Below are 19,132 nucleotides of genomic sequence, written 5' to 3' on the forward strand. Positions count from 1 at the left end.
ATAATTCATTTTAAGCTTGATTCATCCATATTCTGAACATTTTATAGTTGATATTGAACCCTATATCATTTTTTAAATTTTACTCTGAACTAATTTAACGTTACCATTATCTAATACAACGTAGCCCCTATCATTGTATAAATTGATTACATTAGACAAAGTACCTGCATTTACGCAATTAATCGTCTTAAAAAATCTTAATGCATGAGAGTGACCTAATATAATCGTGTCTTTGAAATTTCTAAGCACAATTCTAAAAAATATACAGAAGAGTAAAGGTGGAATATTATCGTTCATTTTCTTTAACACTTTAGCTAGACTATATTCATTATTTTCGTTAAAGTATTGATGACCATGAAGTAGAATGAAACGCTTACCATTATTCTTAATCTTAATCAAATCAAAATCTCCTCTAAACTTGTCTTCGTCGCCTTTAACGTAGATTATATTCTTTCTAATTTTTAACTTGTCAATAAAGTTCCTATAATCCTCACTTTTAGAGACAATTATATCCCCTAAAAGAACTGTTAGTGAGGGTCTCTCAGACAGCATTATTTTATTTATCTCATCGATATCGCAATACGGATAATGAATGTCAGATAGCACCAAAATCTTACCGTCCCATTCAATGGAAATTTTTCTCAAACTTTTTATCCCTATGGTATGATTATAATCTGTGGTAAAAAAATGAAAGTATATTTAGAAGATATATACATTTCAGCCAAGACTACGACACCATAAACATGACTCTCACTAAAAAACCCCCACCACATTACAATCCTTCCTATTCAATATTATGAGATAAGATCCAGAATTATGCTTCGCACACAAGAAGCTACCCTACCTCACTCCAGCGTACTTAACATCCACTGGCTTTAGCTTTATCTACCTCCACATTATTTATAAGCCTTTAAACGAAACGATTAAATATGAGTGGAAAGATTGCCGATGAGATCCTTAACAATCCACAATTACTTTCAGCCTTAGCTGATAAAATATATGACAAGCTTAAGGATGAAATAGTTATAAAGAAATTAGAAGAAACGATTGCTAACGTAAAAGCCTTACAAGAGGAAGTTAAGAGACAAGGAGAAGCAATATCTTCGTTACAGAACACGGTGAATAAGCATACGGAAGCAATAACATCACTTCAAGAAGCTGTCAAAAAGCAAGGAGAGGCAATTCAATCTCTCCAAGAAGCAGTAAAGTCATTACAAGAGACGGTGAATAAGCATACGGAAGCAATAACATCACTTCAAGAAGCTGTCAAAAAGCAAGGAGAGGCAATTCAATCTCTCCAAGAAGCAGTAAAGTCATTACAAGAGACGGTGAATAAGCATACGGAAGCAATAACATCACTTCAAGAAGCTGTCAAAAAGCAAGGAGAGGCAATCGAAGGTCTGCAGAAGGCAGTACGCAAATTACAAAGAGCCGTTATGAAACTTTCAGTAGAAGTGGGAAGTTTCACTAATAGGGCGGGAAAAGGAATGGAAAGGACAATGCTAAAACTTTATAAAAAGGCTTTAGAGCTACACGGAGTTGATCCTAAGAGAGTAGTACATGGTATGATAAAAGATGAAGAGGGAGTAATAGAGAAAGGCAAGGTGTTTGAGGTTGACTTTTACGAAACCAATGATTACGTTTACGTATTTGAAATAAAGAATTTAGCAGACAAAGGGGCTTACGATCAAATTATCATAAGGAAAAAGTTGTTCTATACTAAGTATAAGGATAAGAAGATAAAAATATTCCTTGTAGCAAACTATGTAGACAAAAAGGTAAAGAAGAAGCTTGAAGAGGAAGGGGTAGAAATTATAGCTTCTCACATAATAAAATGATCTAGACTTTTCAAAACCTTCATAAGGGTATTTCAATAGTCAAAAATAACACAAACTTCACAATTTACTGTAAACTGTTGACAACGACAACTAGGAGAAGGTAAGATTCTCTTTTTTATTTGTTAATATAAATTCCATTGATAACCTTATTCCCCTTATCATAGTATCTAAACTCATAGATGGAATAGGTCGTTGTATTCTCGCGGCATATGACTCGTGTAAGGGAACGTGAATGAAACCACCTAAGCTATTGTACTTTCTAGCTTCCCTAATTATGATGTACATTGCGTTATTACACAGATAGCTACCAGCACTTAAGCTCAATTCAGCTGGTATTCCGTTTTCATTCAATAAGTCTACGAGGTCCTCAACTGGTATATTCGTAAAGATACCGTCTTGCCCTAAGGGGTCAATCTTCTCTCCCTTGTACTTCTTCCCAGCGTTATCTCCTTCCCTTGAGTACTTGTAGTTTATGGCTATCTTCTCTGGAGTTATCTTCGCCCTACCCGGGGCTACACCAATTCCTAAAGTTAATATTGGTTTCATCTCTCTAATTTTCGTAACTATTAAATCCTCTATCTTCTCATACTCAACTGGCAATATCACACCTTTGACCTCTTCCTTTAATATGGTACTTCCATTTAAGGCTTCAGCAATTAACTGAGATGGATTTTCCTTGTATTCCAAAAAGGGTTCGAAGCCAAACAAGAGGACTGTCATACTATCTCTTTAACGCTTAGACTATTAACTTTATTTTTCATTTTCCCTCTCTTCTCTCATTAAGGTTGGGGAGAGTTTGGAAAAGGTCTTTCTAATTAGGCAAGAACATTCATCAGTTGTAGTTGGAAGTGGTAACGTTAACGTTTTATCAACTCCCTTGATGATTGCCTTTATGGAAAACGTGGCCCTTGAGCTAGCTCAAAAGTATTTGGAAAAGGGGAAGACTACTGTGGGATATCACGTAGATGTTAAGCACTTAATGCCCATTAGTATTGGAAGAAAATTAAAGAGGGCAACTCTAATTGAGGTTTTTAATGGTAAAGAGTCGAAATAGAAGGTTAAGGCCTTTTACGAGGATAAGAAAATGGTGAGGGACTCACGAGAGGTCAATTGGTGAAGAAAGCTTAGTTCATGAAGAGGGTTTTATGACGCTTTTTAGCCTCTAAAACTTTGGCGTAATTGTATTTAATATCTAACGTCTCCACGTTTACTGTTAGTAAATCCTCAGTGTTATAACTGATCTTACCTACGTCTTTTCCCTCAAATTCCAGGTATAAGACCTTTCTAAAACCCTTATTGAAACTGTATTGAGGGTAATAGCTTAAGCAATGTAAGAACTCACCCGTATCGTATTGTTTATTCGTAACTCTCTAGCGTTATTGTTTTCAAGTTTAACGAAATGTTTGAAGCCAGGTTTTTATCCATTGTAACTAGAACTACGTTATTTGGTAGGGCCGACTTAAGCTTTTTAACTTCATTCATTACTTCAACGTCTCCAATTTTACTCAATCTCTCCTCAAGTTGCGGTATTAGGGCTAAGTGAACGCTTTTGAAAGTAGTCATACCTTGAACTTAATCACGGAGAGGATTAGAACGCTGAAAATTGAGACATGTGCTAAAGTACATACTATACATATGTGTCCTAACAAGAATATTTCAGTATATATTAAATAAACCGATATGATGGAGGCTATAATACTCAGTAGGGAAATTACGTAACCAATTATGTTCTTTACTGTCCCCTTTACGACAAGTAATGAGAGTACTATTATGGCTGAAAAGTAGGCCATTCCGTAGTAGTACAATTTTATCCCTAGAAACGTTGAGTATATGCTGTTTTCCATTGATGAGCAACTTATCACGGAATTTATGGTACAACTGTTCCTACTTATCACGTCTAAGCTAAAGGATAGGTAAGAGTAGATCATTGTGCTTAGTCCTAAGAGACCAAAGAGGAGAAATAGATAATCGATTTTGTTACCTTTCAAGATAATCACAGTAAGTATTAGCTAAAAAAGTAATTAAAGATGCGTTCGAATTAGTTGAAAATAATCTTTTATGAGACTGATTCTAGAAATACAATAGCGTTTTGTTATTAACAATAGCTCTTGGTTTAGTGGATTGATAATTTAAGAGCGTTTAGCTAGTATTAATTACAATTTTGAAGCGAATTATAAAAAAGTCCAATAGAAACACAAAAATTAAAAAACACTCTTCTTAAAGTTAAAACTTTTGTTAACTCTGGCGGTAGTGTCGTCGTTAAGTTATTTATATTTGTATAACGAGTATTACTTATGGGTAGGAAGCCTGTATTTAGGCAAGACGTTTCTTGTCCCTCTTGTGGTAGTCATCATGTTGTTAAGTGTGGTAGGCCTTTGGGTAGGCAGAAGTTTTTGTGTAGGGATTGTGGTAAGTACTTCTTGGGTGATGCTAGTTATCATCATCATTCTAGGAAGTTGAGGGAGGAGGCTTTGAGAATGTATGCTAATGGTATGAGTATGAGGGCTATTTCTAGGGTGCTTAACGTACCTCTTGGTACTGTTTTCACTTGGATTAAGCGTTATGGTAGGAAAAAGCATGAGAAGTTGGTTGAGTTGTGGGGTAGGGCTAAGGAGCTGGTCAAGGGTAAGGTTGTTGCTAAGGTTGTTGATGAGATGTGGACTTACTTGTACAAGAATGCTAGGGCTTTTTACAAGTGGGTTTTCACTTGTTACGTGTACACGAAGCTGGGAGTTTACCTCATTTACTCTGTGGGGGATAGGGATGAGAGTACTTTCCTTGAGGTCAAAAAGTATTTGCCTGACGAGGGTAGATGGGTGAGCGATGATTATAACTTGTACTTCTGGTTGAAAGACCACACGGTTGTCTCGCCAGTTAACCCGAACGAGTCCTTTCATTCCTCATTAAGGGATAGGCTAATTAGATTCAAGAGAGCAACGAAGGCAGTAAATAGGAGCATTCGCACCATGATGTACTCCATAGCCCTAGTCTTATGGGAGAGAAGGTTAATCCCAGAATTTGTAGCTTAACGACGACACTATCACTCTGGCCTCTCTTGATGCTTCCTCTAAACTTTTACCTTTAGTCTCTGGGATGGAATGTGGATTAATGTAGCTCCGGAACCTATAAATGCAGTTGCGGGGCATTCTTCGGCAACAGACGTAGTCGGTACGGCACCTATACCATCATATTATGCAGAAACCGGTTTAACATTATTCCATAACGTGTTCATAAACTATTGGTATAACCCGTATGCATGGTATTTCAGTATAGGGACTCCACAAGATTATAGTGCTCATGGATTAAACTATAAACAGTTATCTGAGGGACAGAGTTATAATACAATAAACGGTCTAAACTACGCTTTGTATTGGATCTCACCATAAGATATTTTAAGTTAACCTATTTTTTTAAACATGGAATTCCTTTCGCTTCTAATTTTCGTTTCCGGAATAATCGTGGCTTTCCTAACTCTTTATTTCTCACCGGATTTTGGAAGGGTAAAACCAAATAAAAGAAGCCTATCGACCATATTTTTATCAATAGCCCTTACGGGAATAGGTTTATGGCTCTATTCCATCGACCATTCAACATATTTTTGCCCAAATATTAACGCCCCCCAAATACATTTGGTATATTTTGTAGAGGGTATGAGATCCCGCCACCTTTGTACGCTAACTTATGGCCATTCACAATCGCAATAGGCTTAATCATACTTATAATTCCAATGATTAGACCCAAAAATTAGACCATTTATAAACTTACACAATTTTTTATCGCTTAATGAAGTGGGAATTATAGGCCCTTACGTTTGTCCCCTTTGCTTAATGCCATTTTCTTCATAAGTTAGTCTGAAGCAACACATACGATACACTGAACATACTAAATAGGTAATACAATTATGTTAAGGAATACTTCGCCAGTAGGATCAAGCACTAATTCATTTATGTATAATATAACAAAGTCCCCGATGATAATATTTGTAGATAAACGTATCTTCACCACCAGTTCCAGTAATAAAATTAGATGACACGACGTTGGAGCCTACAAACACTAGGAAAAGCTGAATTGCTAGAGTTCCTATATTTGACTTGAGAGTCAACGTCTCTACATAACCTAAATAATATGAGGAATAAAGAGCTATAAAAATGAATTTGAAAAGTTTACGGCAAAGCTTTGGTAGCTACTCTCTGATGACCCAGAAGGGTATGAGCCCGATAGAACGTTATAACCCATGTATTAGGATACGTTTGTGCAGACGTTGGTGTTACTAATGACATTAAGAATATAGTTAATATCCCTAAAGTTACTAGGACTGACTTCATGTTAAGAGAACAAAAAGTTAAGACTTTTTAAAGGGCCATAGACAGTAAAGGTAAAATGAATAATTCATATATTACAACAACTAAGAAGATTGATGCAACTACTTTAAGCGCTAACATTTTCAAACGGTATGGCAAAAATTTTGTTGTCCAATACATAGCGGCTAATCCTATAATTTTGAGGCTAATTGAGTCTGGAAACACGTAATTACCTCCGATGGTCTCAATTAAGTTAACCAAAGGGTTTAGTTCAATAAACCCTCCAGTTATTGCGATATAACCAGTCCATAGTTCGTAGCTGTAAAGGAGGTCAATAGTGTTACAAATAACGATAATTAACCAAAGACTCCTCACCCCTAACTTCATCAAGGTTCACCTAACTAACGCAGATATATTATGTTTTTTGCAAACATGGTCTAGGGTTGAATCAGTGTTTCTAAACTTCTTTTTGCATATGGGACAAGTCTTTGCATGCTCAGTATATCTGATGTGTTGTTTCAGACTAACTGAGGAATTAAAGGGCATGAGACAGAGGGGACAGACGTAAGGGCCTATAATTCCCACTTCATTAAGCGATAAAAAATTGTGTAAGTTTATAAAGGGCTTAGTCTATTAAATGCCGTAGTAAGTCTATTACTGCCTTACGAAATTTGGGGCTTAAGTACATTGCAATCCCTAAAGAGGCTAAAAAATTGCTAAGGCAATTTCTGGAGCGTATTGAACATACCAAGGTGTTGTATTCGGGAAAATAATTTTCCCATCTGGTACACTTATGTTTTCTTCACCCGGTGTACAATATATACAAGATGTCATATAAATGAGGTAAAAAAAGGATTAACTTATAAGTCTTTTCGTTATACTAGGAGTCCTAACGGTGTTTCTGTATAACTTAGTTGCAAGTTTCCATAAACTTGTGCACTACTACTTTATGTGTAAGCATTTGCTGAGTAACTGTTTCCGTTATAAGAAGAACTGACGTGGAAGAACTATATGTCCTTTCTTAATATTATTCGCTTTAGTTTACTAATGATTCTTAATTCATGAAAAATGGTAAATAATAACGATATGGAGGCTAGGGAAATAAGTATTAAAGATATTAAAAGAGGAAAGTAGTCTACGTTTCGAGGAGTAAAATGAACTGGGCCAAATGCGGGAACTAAAGATTGATTTGTAACAGATGTAGATGTAGCCATTAAAAAAGGATGTACTTTTGATTTAAAAATCTTATCACAATTTTAGATAGGTACGTATTGAGTATTGTAGTTTAGTCCATTTATTATATTATAACTCTGTCCCTCAGATAACTGTTTATAGTTTAGTCCATAATGCTGATATGTATAACTTCATCCAATGCTGAAGTACCATACATATGGGTTCGTCCAAACACCAAGAAACTCATTATGGAACAATGTTAAACCGCTTTCAACAAGATATGATGGTATAGTTGCCGTATCGCCTACGCCGGTTGCTGATGAATACCCAACAACTGCATTAATATACGTAACCCATTGACCGTTAATGAACATGCCATACCAACCAGTTGACCATAATGATATTATATTAAATAATTTGAATAGATCAGTGTAAGTTCCTTCAAGAGCAAAAGAGGGATTAACTGATCCGCCAAAATCGCTATTGGCGAAAATTACTGGAGTACCACTATATAAGAACTGACGTGGAACGGGAATCGTATATGTGTTACCATTAAAGGTAAGGAATCCTTCTGCACAATATGAATTATTAACCAATAAAACTTGAGAGAGTGTCCAGAATGCAAATAATTCAATAAATATAATGTGATAGAAAAACAATATTATAACTAGTTGAGAATAGAAGTCAATTATATCTTTCAATATGAGGGAAGATTAATATTTTATTGTAATATAAAATAACTTATAGTTGAGAAAAAATGAATTTCAAACATACCCCATATTATTCTAGTTAACCCTAGCCTAGGGTTAACTAGAGAGTTTGACAAATTCCTCTTGCGGAACTTTTGCTAACACGGAAGTGTAAATCAAGGAATTGTAAATTATTCCAATAACGTAAACAAAAACCTCAACCATATCCTTGTTAATAGCGTAAGGTCTCCAATACCTCTTCAAGAAAATACCAAAGAATTCAACATAACGTCTAAAACTAGAAAAACCAATTATCCAAGTTGAGGGCATTCCCAAGAAACCCCTATCAACAACCTTATAACCACTCATACCAAAACCAACCTTATTATCGGGAAAGTTTGCAAACTCAACTTGAATTGCGTGAAGAATCATGGTTGGGGAAATAGCATATAAAACCTTGAAGCCGAAGAAACTCCTACCCCTCTTCTTCGCAAACTCACCCTTAAATCTACGATGAATCTTAGCCCTCATATAGTAGTAAATTAAGTTTGCTGCTTCCCTAAACTTTCCTTGTCTCAAGTTGAGTTCTAGCTTTTTCTTTAATGTCTCCTTGTTTCTCTTTCCGAAGGGTACTTCGATTATGTTGGAATCTATTGCCCAGAGTTTGTTAACTTTGCCGTATAAGGCACTACTTGGCAAGTAGTTTTCTAGTTTGCTTAGCTTTTCCTCAAGTTCTTTTGCGTATTCCTTGAATGCTTTCTTTATTTCTCCCCTAAGTTTCTTTGCCCTTCTGTGGTTTTCGGATTTTGACTTGCGTTCTCCTAGAAACCATCTTACTACAATGTCCGTGTAATAGTATGCTTCTACATCTCTGTAGGAGCATTGCCATATCATCATGACGATGAGTACTCTAAGTATGTATAGGTCTAGTGATGATAGTGCTTTTGAGGTGATTAGTATGTAGTGCATTTTCAAAAGAGTTTTATGCCTTGATGATAGTTTATCATAGGGGACCGGGAGATTGTAGTATTCTATCCAAGGTTTCATATCTCCCAATCCTTGTACTACGTCTTCCCGGTCCCCTTTAAGTATTACTCAAGATTTTACTCCAAGTGAAAATTCAAAATTTCTCAAGAGTTTATGCTTTCTTTTGAGTTATTATCTATAAACTTATACATAGATTTATTGAATTATTTACACTTGGGATGCTCTCTTGATTACCGCTAATTTTAACTTGCATGCTAATCATAGCACATATAATTTTCAGAGATTACATAAAAAGTTCTTGTCTCTTTAAGAAGCATAAGGTTATTTGTAGCTGCAGCTTATAGAATCGTGTAATTTATAAGCATCATGAAATATTATATCTAATTATAACTCATAAACTAAGGAGGCTAATAATTTTTCACTATTAGCAAGTAATATCTCTAAATTATAAATATTTCCCGGAACAAACGTTACTCCAGATAGAGCAAATTTTATATATATTCTATTTTCTCCCGCCATAACTGTTTTGGGATTGATTTGTAATGCTTGAAAATTGTAGCCCATAATTTGGGCTGAGATTATTTCAGAGGACTCTTTAGAATAAACGACTACGTTTGCATCTCCGTTGCTTTTTAAAATTCCGTAACCTATACTCTTGTCGCTAGGAACTATTAGTAGCTTTTCTTCCCTAGGGGCTTGAAGCATTTTTCTCATAACTTCATCAGAAGCAAAGTAGGAAATTATGTAACCTATGAAAGAGGTTATAGATATCATTATCAGAATTCCTGCAATTTTCTCTGTATTTACTTGAAATCTCTGTCCTATCTTATATATAGTATACCCTATCATTACGTCACCTATAAATACTAGGGAACCTCCTATATAAATTAAAATCGGTAAAATAGCACCGAATAGCAATGCTACTATGCCGATAATAAATATGTTAACTCCAGTTGTGCCTATGTATGTATTTATCGTTTTCGATAACTGGAAAAATCCAGTTCTCATTCTTGAAAATCCTATTAGCAATATGCCATATGCGACTAACTCAAATATTAAGACGAAAAAGCTATTAGCCAGTGAGTTTTCTCTCAATATAACTACTTCTGTTACCAAAGCTATAATTATTGCTAAAAAGTAATATAGTGAACCTGTTTTGATGTTTTTTAAAGCTTGAATACTTGATTCCATAGTTACAGTTTAATTTTAGGGTAAAAATAAGTGACTCATGAGGAAGTTGGTAGTATAGTCAATGAGATATAATATGTTTCTTGGACTAGGAAAAATACTTTAATCATTTTATGATTTAAGAATCGAAATATCCTACTAAATACTTTAATTTTCTCAGATGCTATGCTATTAAGTTTCTTAAATTCCAAACCGAATAACTAAGAATAAGTTTAACGTAGCTAAAAGATAAAATTTGATAGATATCTCATATTCTAACCATTAAGCTGTAAATTGTTTTCCTAATCTTCCAAACGTATATAAGAGTATCAATTTTAATAGCTTCACTTTATGAAGTCTAGTCAGCTTAATTAATTTGTAGCTCAGTGACTATACCATAATCTCGTGAGAGTGTCCGGAATGTAAAAAACTGAATTTTAATTTTTGAGAATAAATTGATTCTTAGCATTATCTTGGATTAAATTGTAGTAATACTTAAGTTATGGGAGGAGAGAGTAGTACCATGACACGTACACTAAGACGCATCCCAAACTTAGTGTACTATTCTCTCCCCCCAAGCGGTAGACCCAAAATCGTATTATGAAAAATAATTCTGACAGAATAATATCGATTCATGATAGATAACAGGATTTATATGAGTATTAAGAATTCAGTTGAAGAAAAGTTTAAGGTGAGGGAGATGTGGTATTACCACGTGAGTAAGTGAGATGGTAACACCCGGTCTCCCTCACCAAAATAACATTCAACAAATAGGATATAAATTACTTTCCATGCTGAACTTCAAGGGAAAGAAAGGGGAAGAGGTGGCGAGAACCCTCATCTCAGCGTGTTTATGGAACGATTCGGTGGAAAGCAAGTCGAGAGAGTGTCCCAAGTGCAAATAATTGAATAAATCTATGTAAAGGTTTATAGATAATAATTCAAAAGATATCGTGAATTATTGAGAAATTTTGAATTTTCGCTTGAAGCAAAAAGTCGCGTAATACTTAAAGGGAACCGGGACGATGTAGTATCGATTCACATGAAGCATTGGATAGAATACTACAACGGCCCGGTCCCCTATGAACATTTATCAGCAAGGCATAAAACACTTGTGAAAATGAACTACATGCTGATCACGTCTGAAGTGCTGTCGCGTCTCTCTGACCTCTTCATATTGAGAGCGTTAATAGTTATGATTGTGTGGACGTGCTCCTACAGGGACGTGCGGAGCTACTACGAGTCAGACGTGGTGGTAAGGTGGTTCCTAGGCGAGTACAAGTCTAAGTCGGAGATCCATAGGAGGGCAAAGAAATTTAGGGGAGAGGTAAAGACTCTGTTCAAGGAGTACGCCAAGGAGTTGGAGGGGAAGATGAGTAGACTTGCTGACTACTTACCTGGGGCTACTGGGTATAGTTGTGTGAGAAAATATGTAAGCAGAAGGTTAAAAGTCTTCATCAAGACTCACCTGGAACCTTGAAGCGTGGAGTTGTTTGAGATGATATGAGTAATGCCTTATCACCGACATGGGCCTGAACTTCCAACGCGAATTACTTTCATGGATCGAAACGTAGAGATAGACCTCCAAGGAGCGAAGAGAGGGAAAGTAACCTCCGAGCTCCTCCTCGAACCTAGCCAGGGTCGAGTTGAAACTCTCCGACGTGTTATTAGTGTAGAGGTAGTGTCTAATCTCCCTGGGGAAGTTGAGAAAGGAACAATACTTGTCAGCAGCGTCAAGAAGCCTCTTGGCTCGGGCTGGAGAAAAGGGTTGGACAAGTTGGCTGAGGGACAATATAGCCTTCCTTCCCTCCTCCACCTTCCTGGAGGACTTTAGATCCCTAACTCTAATCATTAGTTCCTCCTTGTCTGGGAGGACCCTCATGAGGTTCCTAACCATGTGTGTTATACAGAGCTGGTGTTGAGAGGAGGGAAAGAGCGTGGACACGACGCGATCGAGTCCAGAGAAGTCATCGCTCACGATTACGTCAACCCTGCTGACTCCCCTGCTTACGAGTCCGCTCAAGAAGGACTTCCAACCGTCCAAGTCCTCCCTATCCCTAACTTCGTAGTCCAAGACGAACTTATTCCCTTCTAAGTCAACTCCTATGGCAATGTAAATGGCTCTCTCCATGATCGACTCGCTGATTCTGACCTTTACGATTTTCACATCGATATAAAGGGCTAGGAGATCGTGAGGTAGTTCGCGGCTCTTGTATTCCTTGAGTTTGTTGGATATTCTCTCGGCAACCCGATTCATTACGATCTCACTATACGGTATTCCCTTGGCTGCTAACACGGCCTTGACTTGACTTGGAGTCATGCCTGATAGGCTGCTGGAGGAAGTCCTCGTAATCTGGGCTGGTCCTCTCGTACTTCTCCGGAAGGATCTTAGGTCTGAAGCCACCCTTTCTGGTTCTCGGTACTCTGAGTCTTAATACTCCGTCTCCGGTTCCCAGATATCTGAAGTAGGTCCCGTTCTTGTGGTCGTCCTCAACTTCTAGGTAGGCTTCCCTCTCTTCCATCATGGCCTCTTGCAAGATTATCTCCTCTATTTCCCTTAGGCTAACTCCTTCTTTGATTGCCTTTCTTATCTTTTCTCTTATTTCTTCCATTACCTTCATGGTATTACTCTCCCTTATGGTATTACCCCTTCCGGGGTTATTTTTACTTTTTGTCATTATTTTTCACCTTTTGCTACCACAACTATAACTGGTAGCCCCACTAATTCTTTTGTTTCCTGGTGATTTATTCAACCTAGAAAATTCTCTATTTAAACTACTAGAAGCACTTATTAATACAATAGATTTATTTTTAAGGAGGTGATTTTGGGTCTACCGAGAGAGGCGAGGCTTTTCGCCCCCTTAACCCCTTTTTTGTAACATTAAGGTAAGGGAGATGAGGGAGCTTCATTGGAGTTTGGAAAATTGAGATTTGCAAAAATCTTCGTGAATGAAATCTACTTTAATTATCTAATTAGAGCCAGAGTATTAAAATTAAATGATAAGCAACTATATAGTGATTAGATAGTTATGCCTCCTTAGCCAACGTTAAAATCAATTCCCTTAAATCGTCAAATCTCTTGTTAATTGCCTCAAACCTCTTATCTACATAATCCAATATTTCCTTCTTAGTCTTATCTACGTAATCTATTACCTCCTTTTTATTTTTCTCAGCATACTCCATAGCCTCCCTTTCTGCTTTTCTCAGCGTAATCTATAGCCTCTTTAGATTTCCTATCTATAATTTCCATAATACCTCTCCATTCGTTTCTAATATTTCTTAACTCTGTAAATACGTAATCCATATTCTTACTATTATAATAATTCATTAGAATTAAGTACTCCTGCTCACTCAACCTCTTTCCTTGACAACTCTTCTCTAGTAAAGTTTTAACGTAATTGCCTAATAATTCTCCCAAAGTCCTATACAATACGTCATCTGCCATATATAAAACCTCGAATTCCACAATCTAAACCTTCATCCAAAAAACCTCATAGTCTCCAGTGAATCTATCCAAATGAAGACCACCAATCTGAGTTTTATATTCATTTATAGCCCTAATCTTGACCTCTCTATACTTTCTAATATCAAACCTAACCTCTCTCCAATTAGCTTGCATAGAACCCCATATTAAGTAAAAGTAAGCCTTTGGATATAACTTCTCCATCACTTTACCTATTTTAGCGTGATCTGGATGACTATCGAAGGGTATCGGAGAAAGGACTACATCTTTATCATGTAAAAACTCTACTAACGCTTTTTCAACTTCCTTTTCAATAACCTTAGAGTCCTCGAAACTCAAGAATGTAATCTCATCTATACCTAAAATCTTACTAGCCCTTAATGCCTCTTGTCTCCTAATCTCAACCAACTCCATACTTCCTTTTAATTTCTCGTCTGGAGAACCGTATCTTCCGTCAGTTACTACAACGACACTTACCTTATAACCCCTTTCTTTAAAAATCTGAACAACCCCACCACAACACAAAGTCTCATCATCTGGATGGGGTGCAACGATCAAAACTTGCATGGGATTATCTCTTCGCAAAGGCTTTTATATCTTCCAATTCTGCTTCAGCAACCTTATCCCAAGAGGAATATTCCTCTGGAATTGGTACTACTTCTTCGCTCTTGAAATTTGATATTAAATCAGCCAAACCCTTCACGTCATCCTCCCTTGCCAAATGAACTCCTTTAACGTTTCCATATATTTCCTTCAGGGCTAAAGTATCATAGGCAAATACTGGAGTTCCAAGTGCTAAAGACTCGAGTGTAACAAGGGAGAAACTGTCGTAATGTGATGGGTAAACTGTAAACATAGCCTTTGCTACAGTATTGTAAAGTTCCTCTTTTTCCTTAAAGCCCACATATTCAACGTTTACGTCAAGTCTCTTAATTAAGGAAAGGAAATCATCCTTATCTCTCTCATCAACGAATTGACCAATAACATAGAGCTTAACGTCTCTCCTTAATTTTTTCCATATCAATGGAATTTCAAAAAGTCCCTTTTCCGGCATGAGTCTTGTAAAGTACACAGCGTAATCTTCCTTATCCCTTTCTCTCCTAAACTTCAGTAAATCCTCATCAAAGGCGTTGCCAGGATTCGTAACCCTATAGCTTAAGAGCTTATCTAAACTTGAATTTATTAAGGGAACCTTGCTCACAGAAATTGCGAAGTTCAAGTCACCTCTCTCTATCAATTCCTTCCACTTTACTTCTTCCCTCTTTGATTCTTCCATTGCTTCCTTAAACTTTTTAACCGCTCTACCAGTTATTCCCCTAAATTTTATTTTGAAAAGTGTTGTCATATCTCGATAAAATGGTTCCAATTGTAGTTGAACCCCTATAGGTGCTGAAGTTATTCTTCTAGCGAGCCTAACGTTTTCAGAGGAATTACTATAAACGACTGCAATATCATATCTTTTCGTTTTAAGTCCATTCAAGAATTCCTCAACGCCACTACTCTTTTCTAATAGTTCAAGAATGTAATCTGGAGTGGAATTTAAGCTCTCTAGTAGGGTGATTAAATCTTTCCTACATGAGTAAAGCCTAACGTTTCGTAAAGAGGGGATTATATCCACGTTAATATTCCTTGATAATCTCTTCATGATTTCAAGGTTCCTCTTATATCCACCTGTCTTCTCGTTAAGTCCAAAGTCAACAACCGCCAAAACGTTCATTATCTAATGATTACCGATATAGCCTTTTAAATTATTATAGATTATTGTCTTTAGCATTCAGATTGATAGGAAAATCTTTTAGTTTAATCTGAAGATAAAACGATAGAATACCCTAAACTTAAGATTATAAAATCCAAAAGAAGATAATGTAATTATGTACAAGAATCCATACGGCCTCGAGATTCATTTAATTAAAGGTGATATAACGGAAATGGAAGCTGATGCAATAGTCAATGCAGCTAATTCTTACCTTCAACATGGTGGAGGAGTAGCTTATGCAATAGTCAAAAAGGGAGGTTACGTAATTCAGAAAGAGAGTGACGAATACGTCGAAAAATATGGTCCGGTTCCAGTTGGAGAAGTTGCTGTAACTAGTGCGGGGAAGTTAAAATCTAAGTATGTTATTCATACAGTGGGCCCAAGATATGGAATTGAGGGAAAGGATAAGCTTGAATCCGCAATTTTCAAATCATTGTTAAAGGCTGATGAACTTTCGTTAACCTCAATAGCCTTACCTGCAATCTCAACTGGAATTTACGGCTATCCATATGAGATATGCGCTAGAGTTATGGCAAATATTCTAAAGAATTACAAAGCTAAGAGTTTAAGAAAAGTTATAGTCTGCCTTTACTCTCAAGATGCATATGACATTTTTAAGAAAGTTTTTGATTCAATTTTGAAAAGCTGACTCTTAATTTCCTAAATACTAATCCCATTTCCAGTTTCATATTGCTTCTTGGGCCAAGCTATAGATGCTATTAAGCCGTTAATATAGAGAATGTAGAAAAAATAGACAAACCTATTAAATCTAGTGGCAAGAAGCCATGTGAGGGCTGGAGTAAAACCAGAATAATATCCCTTAGTAGGGGAATATCATTAGATGCTATTAAAGAAATTCTAAATCCACCAGAAGAAGTACTAAAAGCTTGGGAAAAAGCATACAATTATTTGACTAAAATTCTAAGAGAAAAGGAACAGAAATAATATAATAAAATCGAAATATAATACTTTTAAGCTAATGCATTTTTTAACACGGGATCTGCTAAATCATATTCACTACTTTCCTTCTTTACAACATAACCCATCTTCTCAAGCTTATCCAAATACCTCTTCAACTCAGCGTCGTAAACTACCCTTTTCTTCTTATCCTCTAAATACCTCTTTAGCTCACTCCACCTACTATGACCCTTAGCAATTGCTTCTATAACAATAACGTAATCCTTCGAGAAGTGACTCAATTCCTCCATTGCAAGTTTACTCGCTATTTCCAATATCTCATCAACTATCTCCCTCTTTACTTCTCCAATCTTTACACACCTATAACCAAATTCCGTTAACCAACCAACAATACCGTCAAGTTTACTTACAGCATATTCCAAAACGCTTTCATTAGGTGAAATGTTAGCTTGTCTAAATCCCTCCCTCAAGAACTCCAACGATTTCTCGTTACTAAACCTCTTTAACCTAATCTCCTCAACATGCCTACCGTAAAGTGGCGATGAGGTGTCATCTATTTTCAAGAAGTCATATAATAATCCAATCTCACTTCCCGTGAGAATAAACGTAACGTTTTTACAGTAGTCATAACAATGGGCTAAAATTGAGAGGAATACGTTAGCTAACTTTCCCCTTAAATTCTGAGCCTCATCAAAGGCTATAATTACTTTTCCGCTTTCGTCAACTTTATCCATTATTTCTAAAAGGGATGGTCTATTCTTAGGATCCCATGACAACGATATATTTATACCAAAGAGGGAAATTCCCTTTACGTATTTTAAGACCTCAGCTACCCTTCTCTCCTTATTTAGCTGAGATAGTACATTTGAAAATATTGTGTAAAGTGATCTATAGGACGTTAAAGGATATCTAACATCGACTAATGCATAAGGTAACTTGCTCTCATTTAGAAACACTTTGAGAAGTGACGTTTTTCCAATTCTTCTTATTCCAGTGAGTAGGATTATTGACTCATCTTTGGACGATAATAGCTTTTTGAGTTCTTCTTCCCTATCGAATAAGTCCTCCTTAGTTTCTTTAGGTTTAAAGTCGAAGTAGATTACTAACACCCTATTAGTATACTAGCAGGGTGTTATTAAAATGTTTTCTAAATCTGGTAATGTTGAAACCTTTATCTCTCTATCTTAGATCAAGAAAATAAACGCTCCCTAGATAGAACTCTACTATGTTACTTCTATTATTTATTAAATTTATTTTGAAAATAGTTCTCTAAGACTCTTAATGAGATTATCAGCGGTAAGTTTAGGTATTAGAGTGTACTATGAGAATCATTTTAAAATGTGTAATATAAGTCTTTAAAATAAGATAATGTCTTATAAAATTAAGAAAATTCATTTTATATAATTATTTTTCACTATGATATATAGGTATTTGAAACATTTGAGCTAAATATATATAGTAACTAGAGTGTTAAGTATCATAATCTTATTTAATAGAAATATAAGTATTAACACTACTGCAATATATTAGTTATTACTATGATCGCTTGAACGAGTATGGTAATACGATTATTATTGTTATAAATAAATACCTGTCGATAGATTAGTGGAATAAGGCAATATGTTTATGAGATCTTAGTAGATTCATTAACTTCCGTGACTAAACTTTTGTAATCATTAATCTTAAAAACTTGACGTACTTGACCTTGTCATAATTTAAAGATGAAAATTATTCATCTAATTAAAAAAGTTTGATTAACTTAGATTATGTTATTCTTAGCTTCTTCTTCCCAGCAATACCCCTACAACTATGGCAGCAATTACTAATATTATTCCAACTCCTAATGAACCATAAACTACGGGACTAGTGCTTATAGTTATTACACTTACACTAGGTGGTGCGGGTGGTGCAGATACCGATGAGACTGGTGTTACAGTTGTTACAATCGACGTGGTCGTTGTTGTAGTTGAAGTTGTTGTGGTCGTTGTTGTAGTGGTAGATACAGTGGTAGTTGGTAGAACGTTGAATGTGTAGTAAGCTGTGTAGAAGTGAGGTACGTCAACATACTTGATTCCTCCACCCACACTGTTAGCACTGTAATTTAACATTAATGGTTCAATATATGTTGCATTAATGAATAGAACATAGGTTTGGCCTGGAGTCAGACTAACCGTATTTATGGTTACCTTATAGGTATTTCCACTTACATGAGAAATGGGTATACTCATAATTGGTCTTGGACTTTGCCCATAAATCCATATTTCAGCTACGCCAGTAGCGTTAGGTATCGATACTATTGGATTTGGAACTGTTGGCTTACCGTTAATATAGGTCGGTTCTGCAAGGACTTGAGTTATATTAAAGGTATAGGTATATGTAGTGCCAGCTGTTATATTTGCTATGAAGTTGGCTAGAGGATCCACTCTGAAGTATCCGTTGTATCTATAGAAGGTTGCTCCAGTACTCTTATTCCAATTGTACATATAATATGGCCCAGAACCTATTACTTGACCGTTGGATGATACTGAGTAAGTTCCTAAGCCTAACCATTGTGGAGGTATGTTTTCAAATATTGATGGTGGTACTATGTAGATGCCCGATAACTCATAAATTGACCATAAACTACTTGTATTGAAGTATATCTGTATTTCGTAGGGGTTGTCTGGAGGTCAAAGACAAAGAGTTGTTGTAGCTAGAGCATTATTATTAAAGCCTAAGTTTATCGTAGCAGATGAGCCAATTTCAATGCTTGATGCATCAACTAGAGGCCAAATTTTGGAGTTTATATTGAACGATAAGAATCAAAGGGTACAGCTTACTTATTTATAACCCATGATATC

The 19,132-nt window shown here is 36.0% G+C and carries 20 protein-coding genes and 6 pseudogenes; 10 read left to right on the forward strand and 16 right to left on the reverse strand.

The genetic code is table 11. The features are described 5' to 3' along the window. Positions 1–72: 72 nt before the first annotated feature. On the reverse strand, positions 73–645 hold the full coding sequence (locus YN1551_RS12155) for a metallophosphoesterase family protein (protein ID WP_012713518.1): 573 nt from the start codon (positions 643–645) through the stop codon (positions 73–75). A 284-nt stretch (positions 646–929) separates the two neighbouring features. Here YN1551_RS12155 and YN1551_RS12160 point away from each other — a divergent pair, with 284 nt between their 5' ends. After that, a complete protein-coding gene (locus YN1551_RS12160; RefSeq protein ID WP_012713519.1) occupies positions 930–1,838 on the forward strand; it encodes a coiled-coil domain-containing protein in 909 nt (302 codons plus the stop codon). Positions 1,839–1,928: 90 nt separating this feature from the next. Here the strand turns inward: YN1551_RS12160 and YN1551_RS12165 are convergent, their stop codons facing one another. Then, positions 1,929–2,558: a pyroglutamyl-peptidase I gene (locus YN1551_RS12165; RefSeq protein WP_012715634.1), complete on the reverse strand. Its 630-nt coding sequence runs from the start codon at positions 2,556–2,558 to the stop codon at positions 1,929–1,931. Between the two features lie 76 nt (positions 2,559–2,634). Between YN1551_RS12165 and YN1551_RS12170 the strand changes: the two genes are divergently transcribed. Beyond that, positions 2,635–2,892: a thioesterase family protein gene (locus tag YN1551_RS12170; protein ID WP_010923508.1), complete on the forward strand. Its 258-nt coding sequence runs from the start codon at positions 2,635–2,637 to the stop codon at positions 2,890–2,892. A gap of 302 nt (positions 2,893–3,194) precedes the next feature. Here YN1551_RS12170 and YN1551_RS12175 read toward each other — a convergent pair whose 3' ends face one another. Both YN1551_RS12175 and YN1551_RS12180 read right to left on the reverse strand, forming a co-directional pair. After that, complete coding sequence (locus YN1551_RS12175; protein ID WP_010923509.1) at positions 3,195–3,401, reverse strand: PIN domain-containing protein; 207 nt, start codon at positions 3,399–3,401, stop codon at positions 3,195–3,197. Next, positions 3,398–3,835, reverse strand: coding sequence for a vitamin K epoxide reductase family protein (locus YN1551_RS12180; RefSeq protein ID WP_012717975.1), 438 nt, complete (start codon positions 3,833–3,835; stop codon positions 3,398–3,400). The genes YN1551_RS12175 and YN1551_RS12180 overlap by 4 nt, the downstream gene beginning before the upstream one ends. A gap of 297 nt (positions 3,836–4,132) precedes the next feature. Between YN1551_RS12180 and YN1551_RS12185 the strand changes: the two genes are divergently transcribed. The 3 genes and pseudogenes from YN1551_RS12185 to YN1551_RS16200 all read left to right on the forward strand — a co-directional run bounded on the left by YN1551_RS12185 (position 4,133) and on the right by YN1551_RS16200 (position 5,586). Continuing rightward, on the forward strand, positions 4,133–4,867 hold the full coding sequence (locus YN1551_RS12185; RefSeq protein WP_012715555.1) for an IS1-like element ISC796 family transposase: 735 nt from the start codon (positions 4,133–4,135) through the stop codon (positions 4,865–4,867). A 69-nt stretch (positions 4,868–4,936) separates the two neighbouring features. Continuing rightward, positions 4,937–5,224 carry a hypothetical protein gene (locus YN1551_RS12190; protein WP_048052371.1) on the forward strand — a complete coding sequence of 96 codons (288 nt, stop codon included), beginning with the start codon at positions 4,937–4,939 and terminating at the stop codon, positions 5,222–5,224. Between the two features lie 30 nt (positions 5,225–5,254). Next, a pseudogene (locus tag YN1551_RS16200) lies at positions 5,255–5,586 on the forward strand (hypothetical protein). Between the two features lie 604 nt (positions 5,587–6,190). Here YN1551_RS16200 and YN1551_RS12195 read toward each other — a convergent pair. The 6 genes from YN1551_RS12195 to YN1551_RS12220 form a co-directional block, all read right to left on the reverse strand. Next, positions 6,191–6,526 (reverse strand): hypothetical protein, encoded by a 336-nt coding sequence (locus YN1551_RS12195; RefSeq protein ID WP_012713056.1) that lies wholly within the window; start codon positions 6,524–6,526, stop codon positions 6,191–6,193. A 6-nt stretch (positions 6,527–6,532) separates the two neighbouring features. Further along, entirely contained in the window at positions 6,533–6,724 is a 192-nt protein-coding gene (locus YN1551_RS18000) for a C2H2-type zinc finger protein (RefSeq protein WP_012717977.1), read from the reverse strand. A 120-nt stretch (positions 6,725–6,844) separates the two neighbouring features. After that, positions 6,845–6,973: a hypothetical protein gene (locus YN1551_RS17905; protein ID WP_012952369.1), complete on the reverse strand. Its 129-nt coding sequence runs from the start codon at positions 6,971–6,973 to the stop codon at positions 6,845–6,847. A 530-nt stretch (positions 6,974–7,503) separates the two neighbouring features. After that, entirely contained in the window at positions 7,504–8,013 is a 510-nt protein-coding gene (locus YN1551_RS12210; RefSeq protein WP_238527840.1) for a hypothetical protein, read from the reverse strand. A 105-nt stretch (positions 8,014–8,118) separates the two neighbouring features. Further along, a complete protein-coding gene (locus YN1551_RS12215; protein WP_012715708.1) occupies positions 8,119–9,048 on the reverse strand; it encodes a transposase in 930 nt (309 codons plus the stop codon). A gap of 324 nt (positions 9,049–9,372) precedes the next feature. Continuing rightward, positions 9,373–10,179, reverse strand: a complete 807-nt coding sequence (locus YN1551_RS12220) for a DUF973 family protein (RefSeq protein ID WP_012715627.1) — start codon at positions 10,177–10,179, stop codon at positions 9,373–9,375. 704 nt (positions 10,180–10,883) lie between these two features. Here YN1551_RS12220 and YN1551_RS16210 point away from each other — a divergent pair. Both YN1551_RS16210 and YN1551_RS12225 read left to right on the forward strand, forming a co-directional pair. Next, positions 10,884–11,039 (forward strand): annotated as a pseudogene (locus tag YN1551_RS16210) (DUF4322 domain-containing protein); the annotation flags it as partial. Between the two features lie 158 nt (positions 11,040–11,197). Beyond that, positions 11,198–11,584, forward strand: a pseudogene (locus YN1551_RS12225) (IS5/IS1182 family transposase); the annotation flags it as partial. 15 nt (positions 11,585–11,599) lie between these two features. On the opposite strand, the pseudogene YN1551_RS12230 reads toward YN1551_RS12225, so the two are convergent. The 4 genes and pseudogenes from YN1551_RS12230 to YN1551_RS12245 form a co-directional block, all read right to left on the reverse strand. Next, positions 11,600–12,833, reverse strand: a pseudogene (locus YN1551_RS12230) (IS256-like element ISC1332 family transposase). Positions 12,834–13,182: 349 nt separating this feature from the next. Beyond that, positions 13,183–13,621: pseudogene (locus YN1551_RS12235) on the reverse strand (hypothetical protein). A gap of 3 nt (positions 13,622–13,624) precedes the next feature. Beyond that, positions 13,625–14,185: a PIG-L deacetylase family protein gene (locus YN1551_RS12240; RefSeq protein ID WP_012713052.1), complete on the reverse strand. Its 561-nt coding sequence runs from the start codon at positions 14,183–14,185 to the stop codon at positions 13,625–13,627. A 4-nt stretch (positions 14,186–14,189) separates the two neighbouring features. After that, positions 14,190–15,335: a glycosyltransferase family 4 protein gene (locus tag YN1551_RS12245; protein WP_012717979.1), complete on the reverse strand. Its 1,146-nt coding sequence runs from the start codon at positions 15,333–15,335 to the stop codon at positions 14,190–14,192. 154 nt (positions 15,336–15,489) lie between these two features. Between YN1551_RS12245 and YN1551_RS12250 the strand changes: the two genes are divergently transcribed. Next, on the forward strand, positions 15,490–16,023 hold the full coding sequence (locus YN1551_RS12250; RefSeq protein WP_012713047.1) for an ADP-ribose-binding protein: 534 nt from the start codon (positions 15,490–15,492) through the stop codon (positions 16,021–16,023). Between the two features lie 123 nt (positions 16,024–16,146). Further along, positions 16,147–16,319, forward strand: a pseudogene (locus tag YN1551_RS18005) (globin domain-containing protein). Positions 16,320–16,345: 26 nt separating this feature from the next. Here the strand turns inward: YN1551_RS18005 and YN1551_RS12255 are convergent. Both YN1551_RS12255 and YN1551_RS12260 read right to left on the reverse strand, forming a co-directional pair. Then, entirely contained in the window at positions 16,346–17,401 is a 1,056-nt protein-coding gene (locus YN1551_RS12255) for an AAA family ATPase (RefSeq protein WP_012717980.1), read from the reverse strand. 666 nt (positions 17,402–18,067) lie between these two features. Continuing rightward, positions 18,068–18,775, reverse strand: coding sequence for a hypothetical protein (locus YN1551_RS12260; protein ID WP_238527841.1), 708 nt, complete (start codon positions 18,773–18,775; stop codon positions 18,068–18,070). Positions 18,776–18,950: 175 nt separating this feature from the next. Here YN1551_RS12260 and YN1551_RS17715 point away from each other — a divergent pair, with 175 nt between their 5' ends. Next, the gene (locus YN1551_RS17715) at positions 18,951–19,121 is read left to right on the forward strand and encodes an ATP-binding cassette domain-containing protein (protein WP_238527842.1); all 171 of its coding nucleotides are present in this window, start codon (positions 18,951–18,953) and stop codon (positions 19,119–19,121) included. Positions 19,122–19,132: the final 11 nt, after the last annotated feature.

Source organism: Sulfolobus islandicus Y.N.15.51 (genome assembly GCF_000022485.1).
Lineage (GTDB): Archaea > Thermoproteota > Thermoprotei_A > Sulfolobales > Sulfolobaceae > Saccharolobus > Saccharolobus islandicus.

What these genes read in the sequence shown, in the direction of transcription:
- YN1551_RS12190 (WP_048052371.1), top strand. Translation starts at nt 4,937, where the DNA reads ATGTGGATTAATGTAGCTCCGGAACCTATAAATGCAGTTGCGGGGCAT.
- YN1551_RS12195 (WP_012713056.1), bottom strand. Translation starts at nt 6,526, where the DNA reads ATGAAGTTAGGGGTGAGGAGTCTTTGGTTAATTATCGTTATTTGTAAC.
- YN1551_RS12185 (WP_012715555.1), top strand. Translation starts at nt 4,133, where the DNA reads ATGGGTAGGAAGCCTGTATTTAGGCAAGACGTTTCTTGTCCCTCTTGT.
- YN1551_RS12240 (WP_012713052.1), bottom strand. Translation starts at nt 14,185, where the DNA reads ATGCAAGTTTTGATCGTTGCACCCCATCCAGATGATGAGACTTTGTGT.
- YN1551_RS12260 (WP_238527841.1), bottom strand. Translation starts at nt 18,775, where the DNA reads ATGTACAATTGGAATAAGAGTACTGGAGCAACCTTCTATAGATACAAC.
- YN1551_RS12165 (WP_012715634.1), bottom strand. Translation starts at nt 2,558, where the DNA reads ATGACAGTCCTCTTGTTTGGCTTCGAACCCTTTTTGGAATACAAGGAA.
- YN1551_RS12175 (WP_010923509.1), bottom strand. Translation starts at nt 3,401, where the DNA reads ATGACTACTTTCAAAAGCGTTCACTTAGCCCTAATACCGCAACTTGAG.
- YN1551_RS12220 (WP_012715627.1), bottom strand. Translation starts at nt 10,179, where the DNA reads ATGGAATCAAGTATTCAAGCTTTAAAAAACATCAAAACAGGTTCACTA.
- YN1551_RS12245 (WP_012717979.1), bottom strand. Translation starts at nt 15,335, where the DNA reads ATGAACGTTTTGGCGGTTGTTGACTTTGGACTTAACGAGAAGACAGGT.
- YN1551_RS12215 (WP_012715708.1), bottom strand. Translation starts at nt 9,048, where the DNA reads ATGAAACCTTGGATAGAATACTACAATCTCCCGGTCCCCTATGATAAA.
- YN1551_RS12250 (WP_012713047.1), top strand. Translation starts at nt 15,490, where the DNA reads ATGTACAAGAATCCATACGGCCTCGAGATTCATTTAATTAAAGGTGAT.
- YN1551_RS17905 (WP_012952369.1), bottom strand. Translation starts at nt 6,973, where the DNA reads ATGACATCTTGTATATATTGTACACCGGGTGAAGAAAACATAAGTGTA.
- YN1551_RS12160 (WP_012713519.1), top strand. Translation starts at nt 930, where the DNA reads ATGAGTGGAAAGATTGCCGATGAGATCCTTAACAATCCACAATTACTT.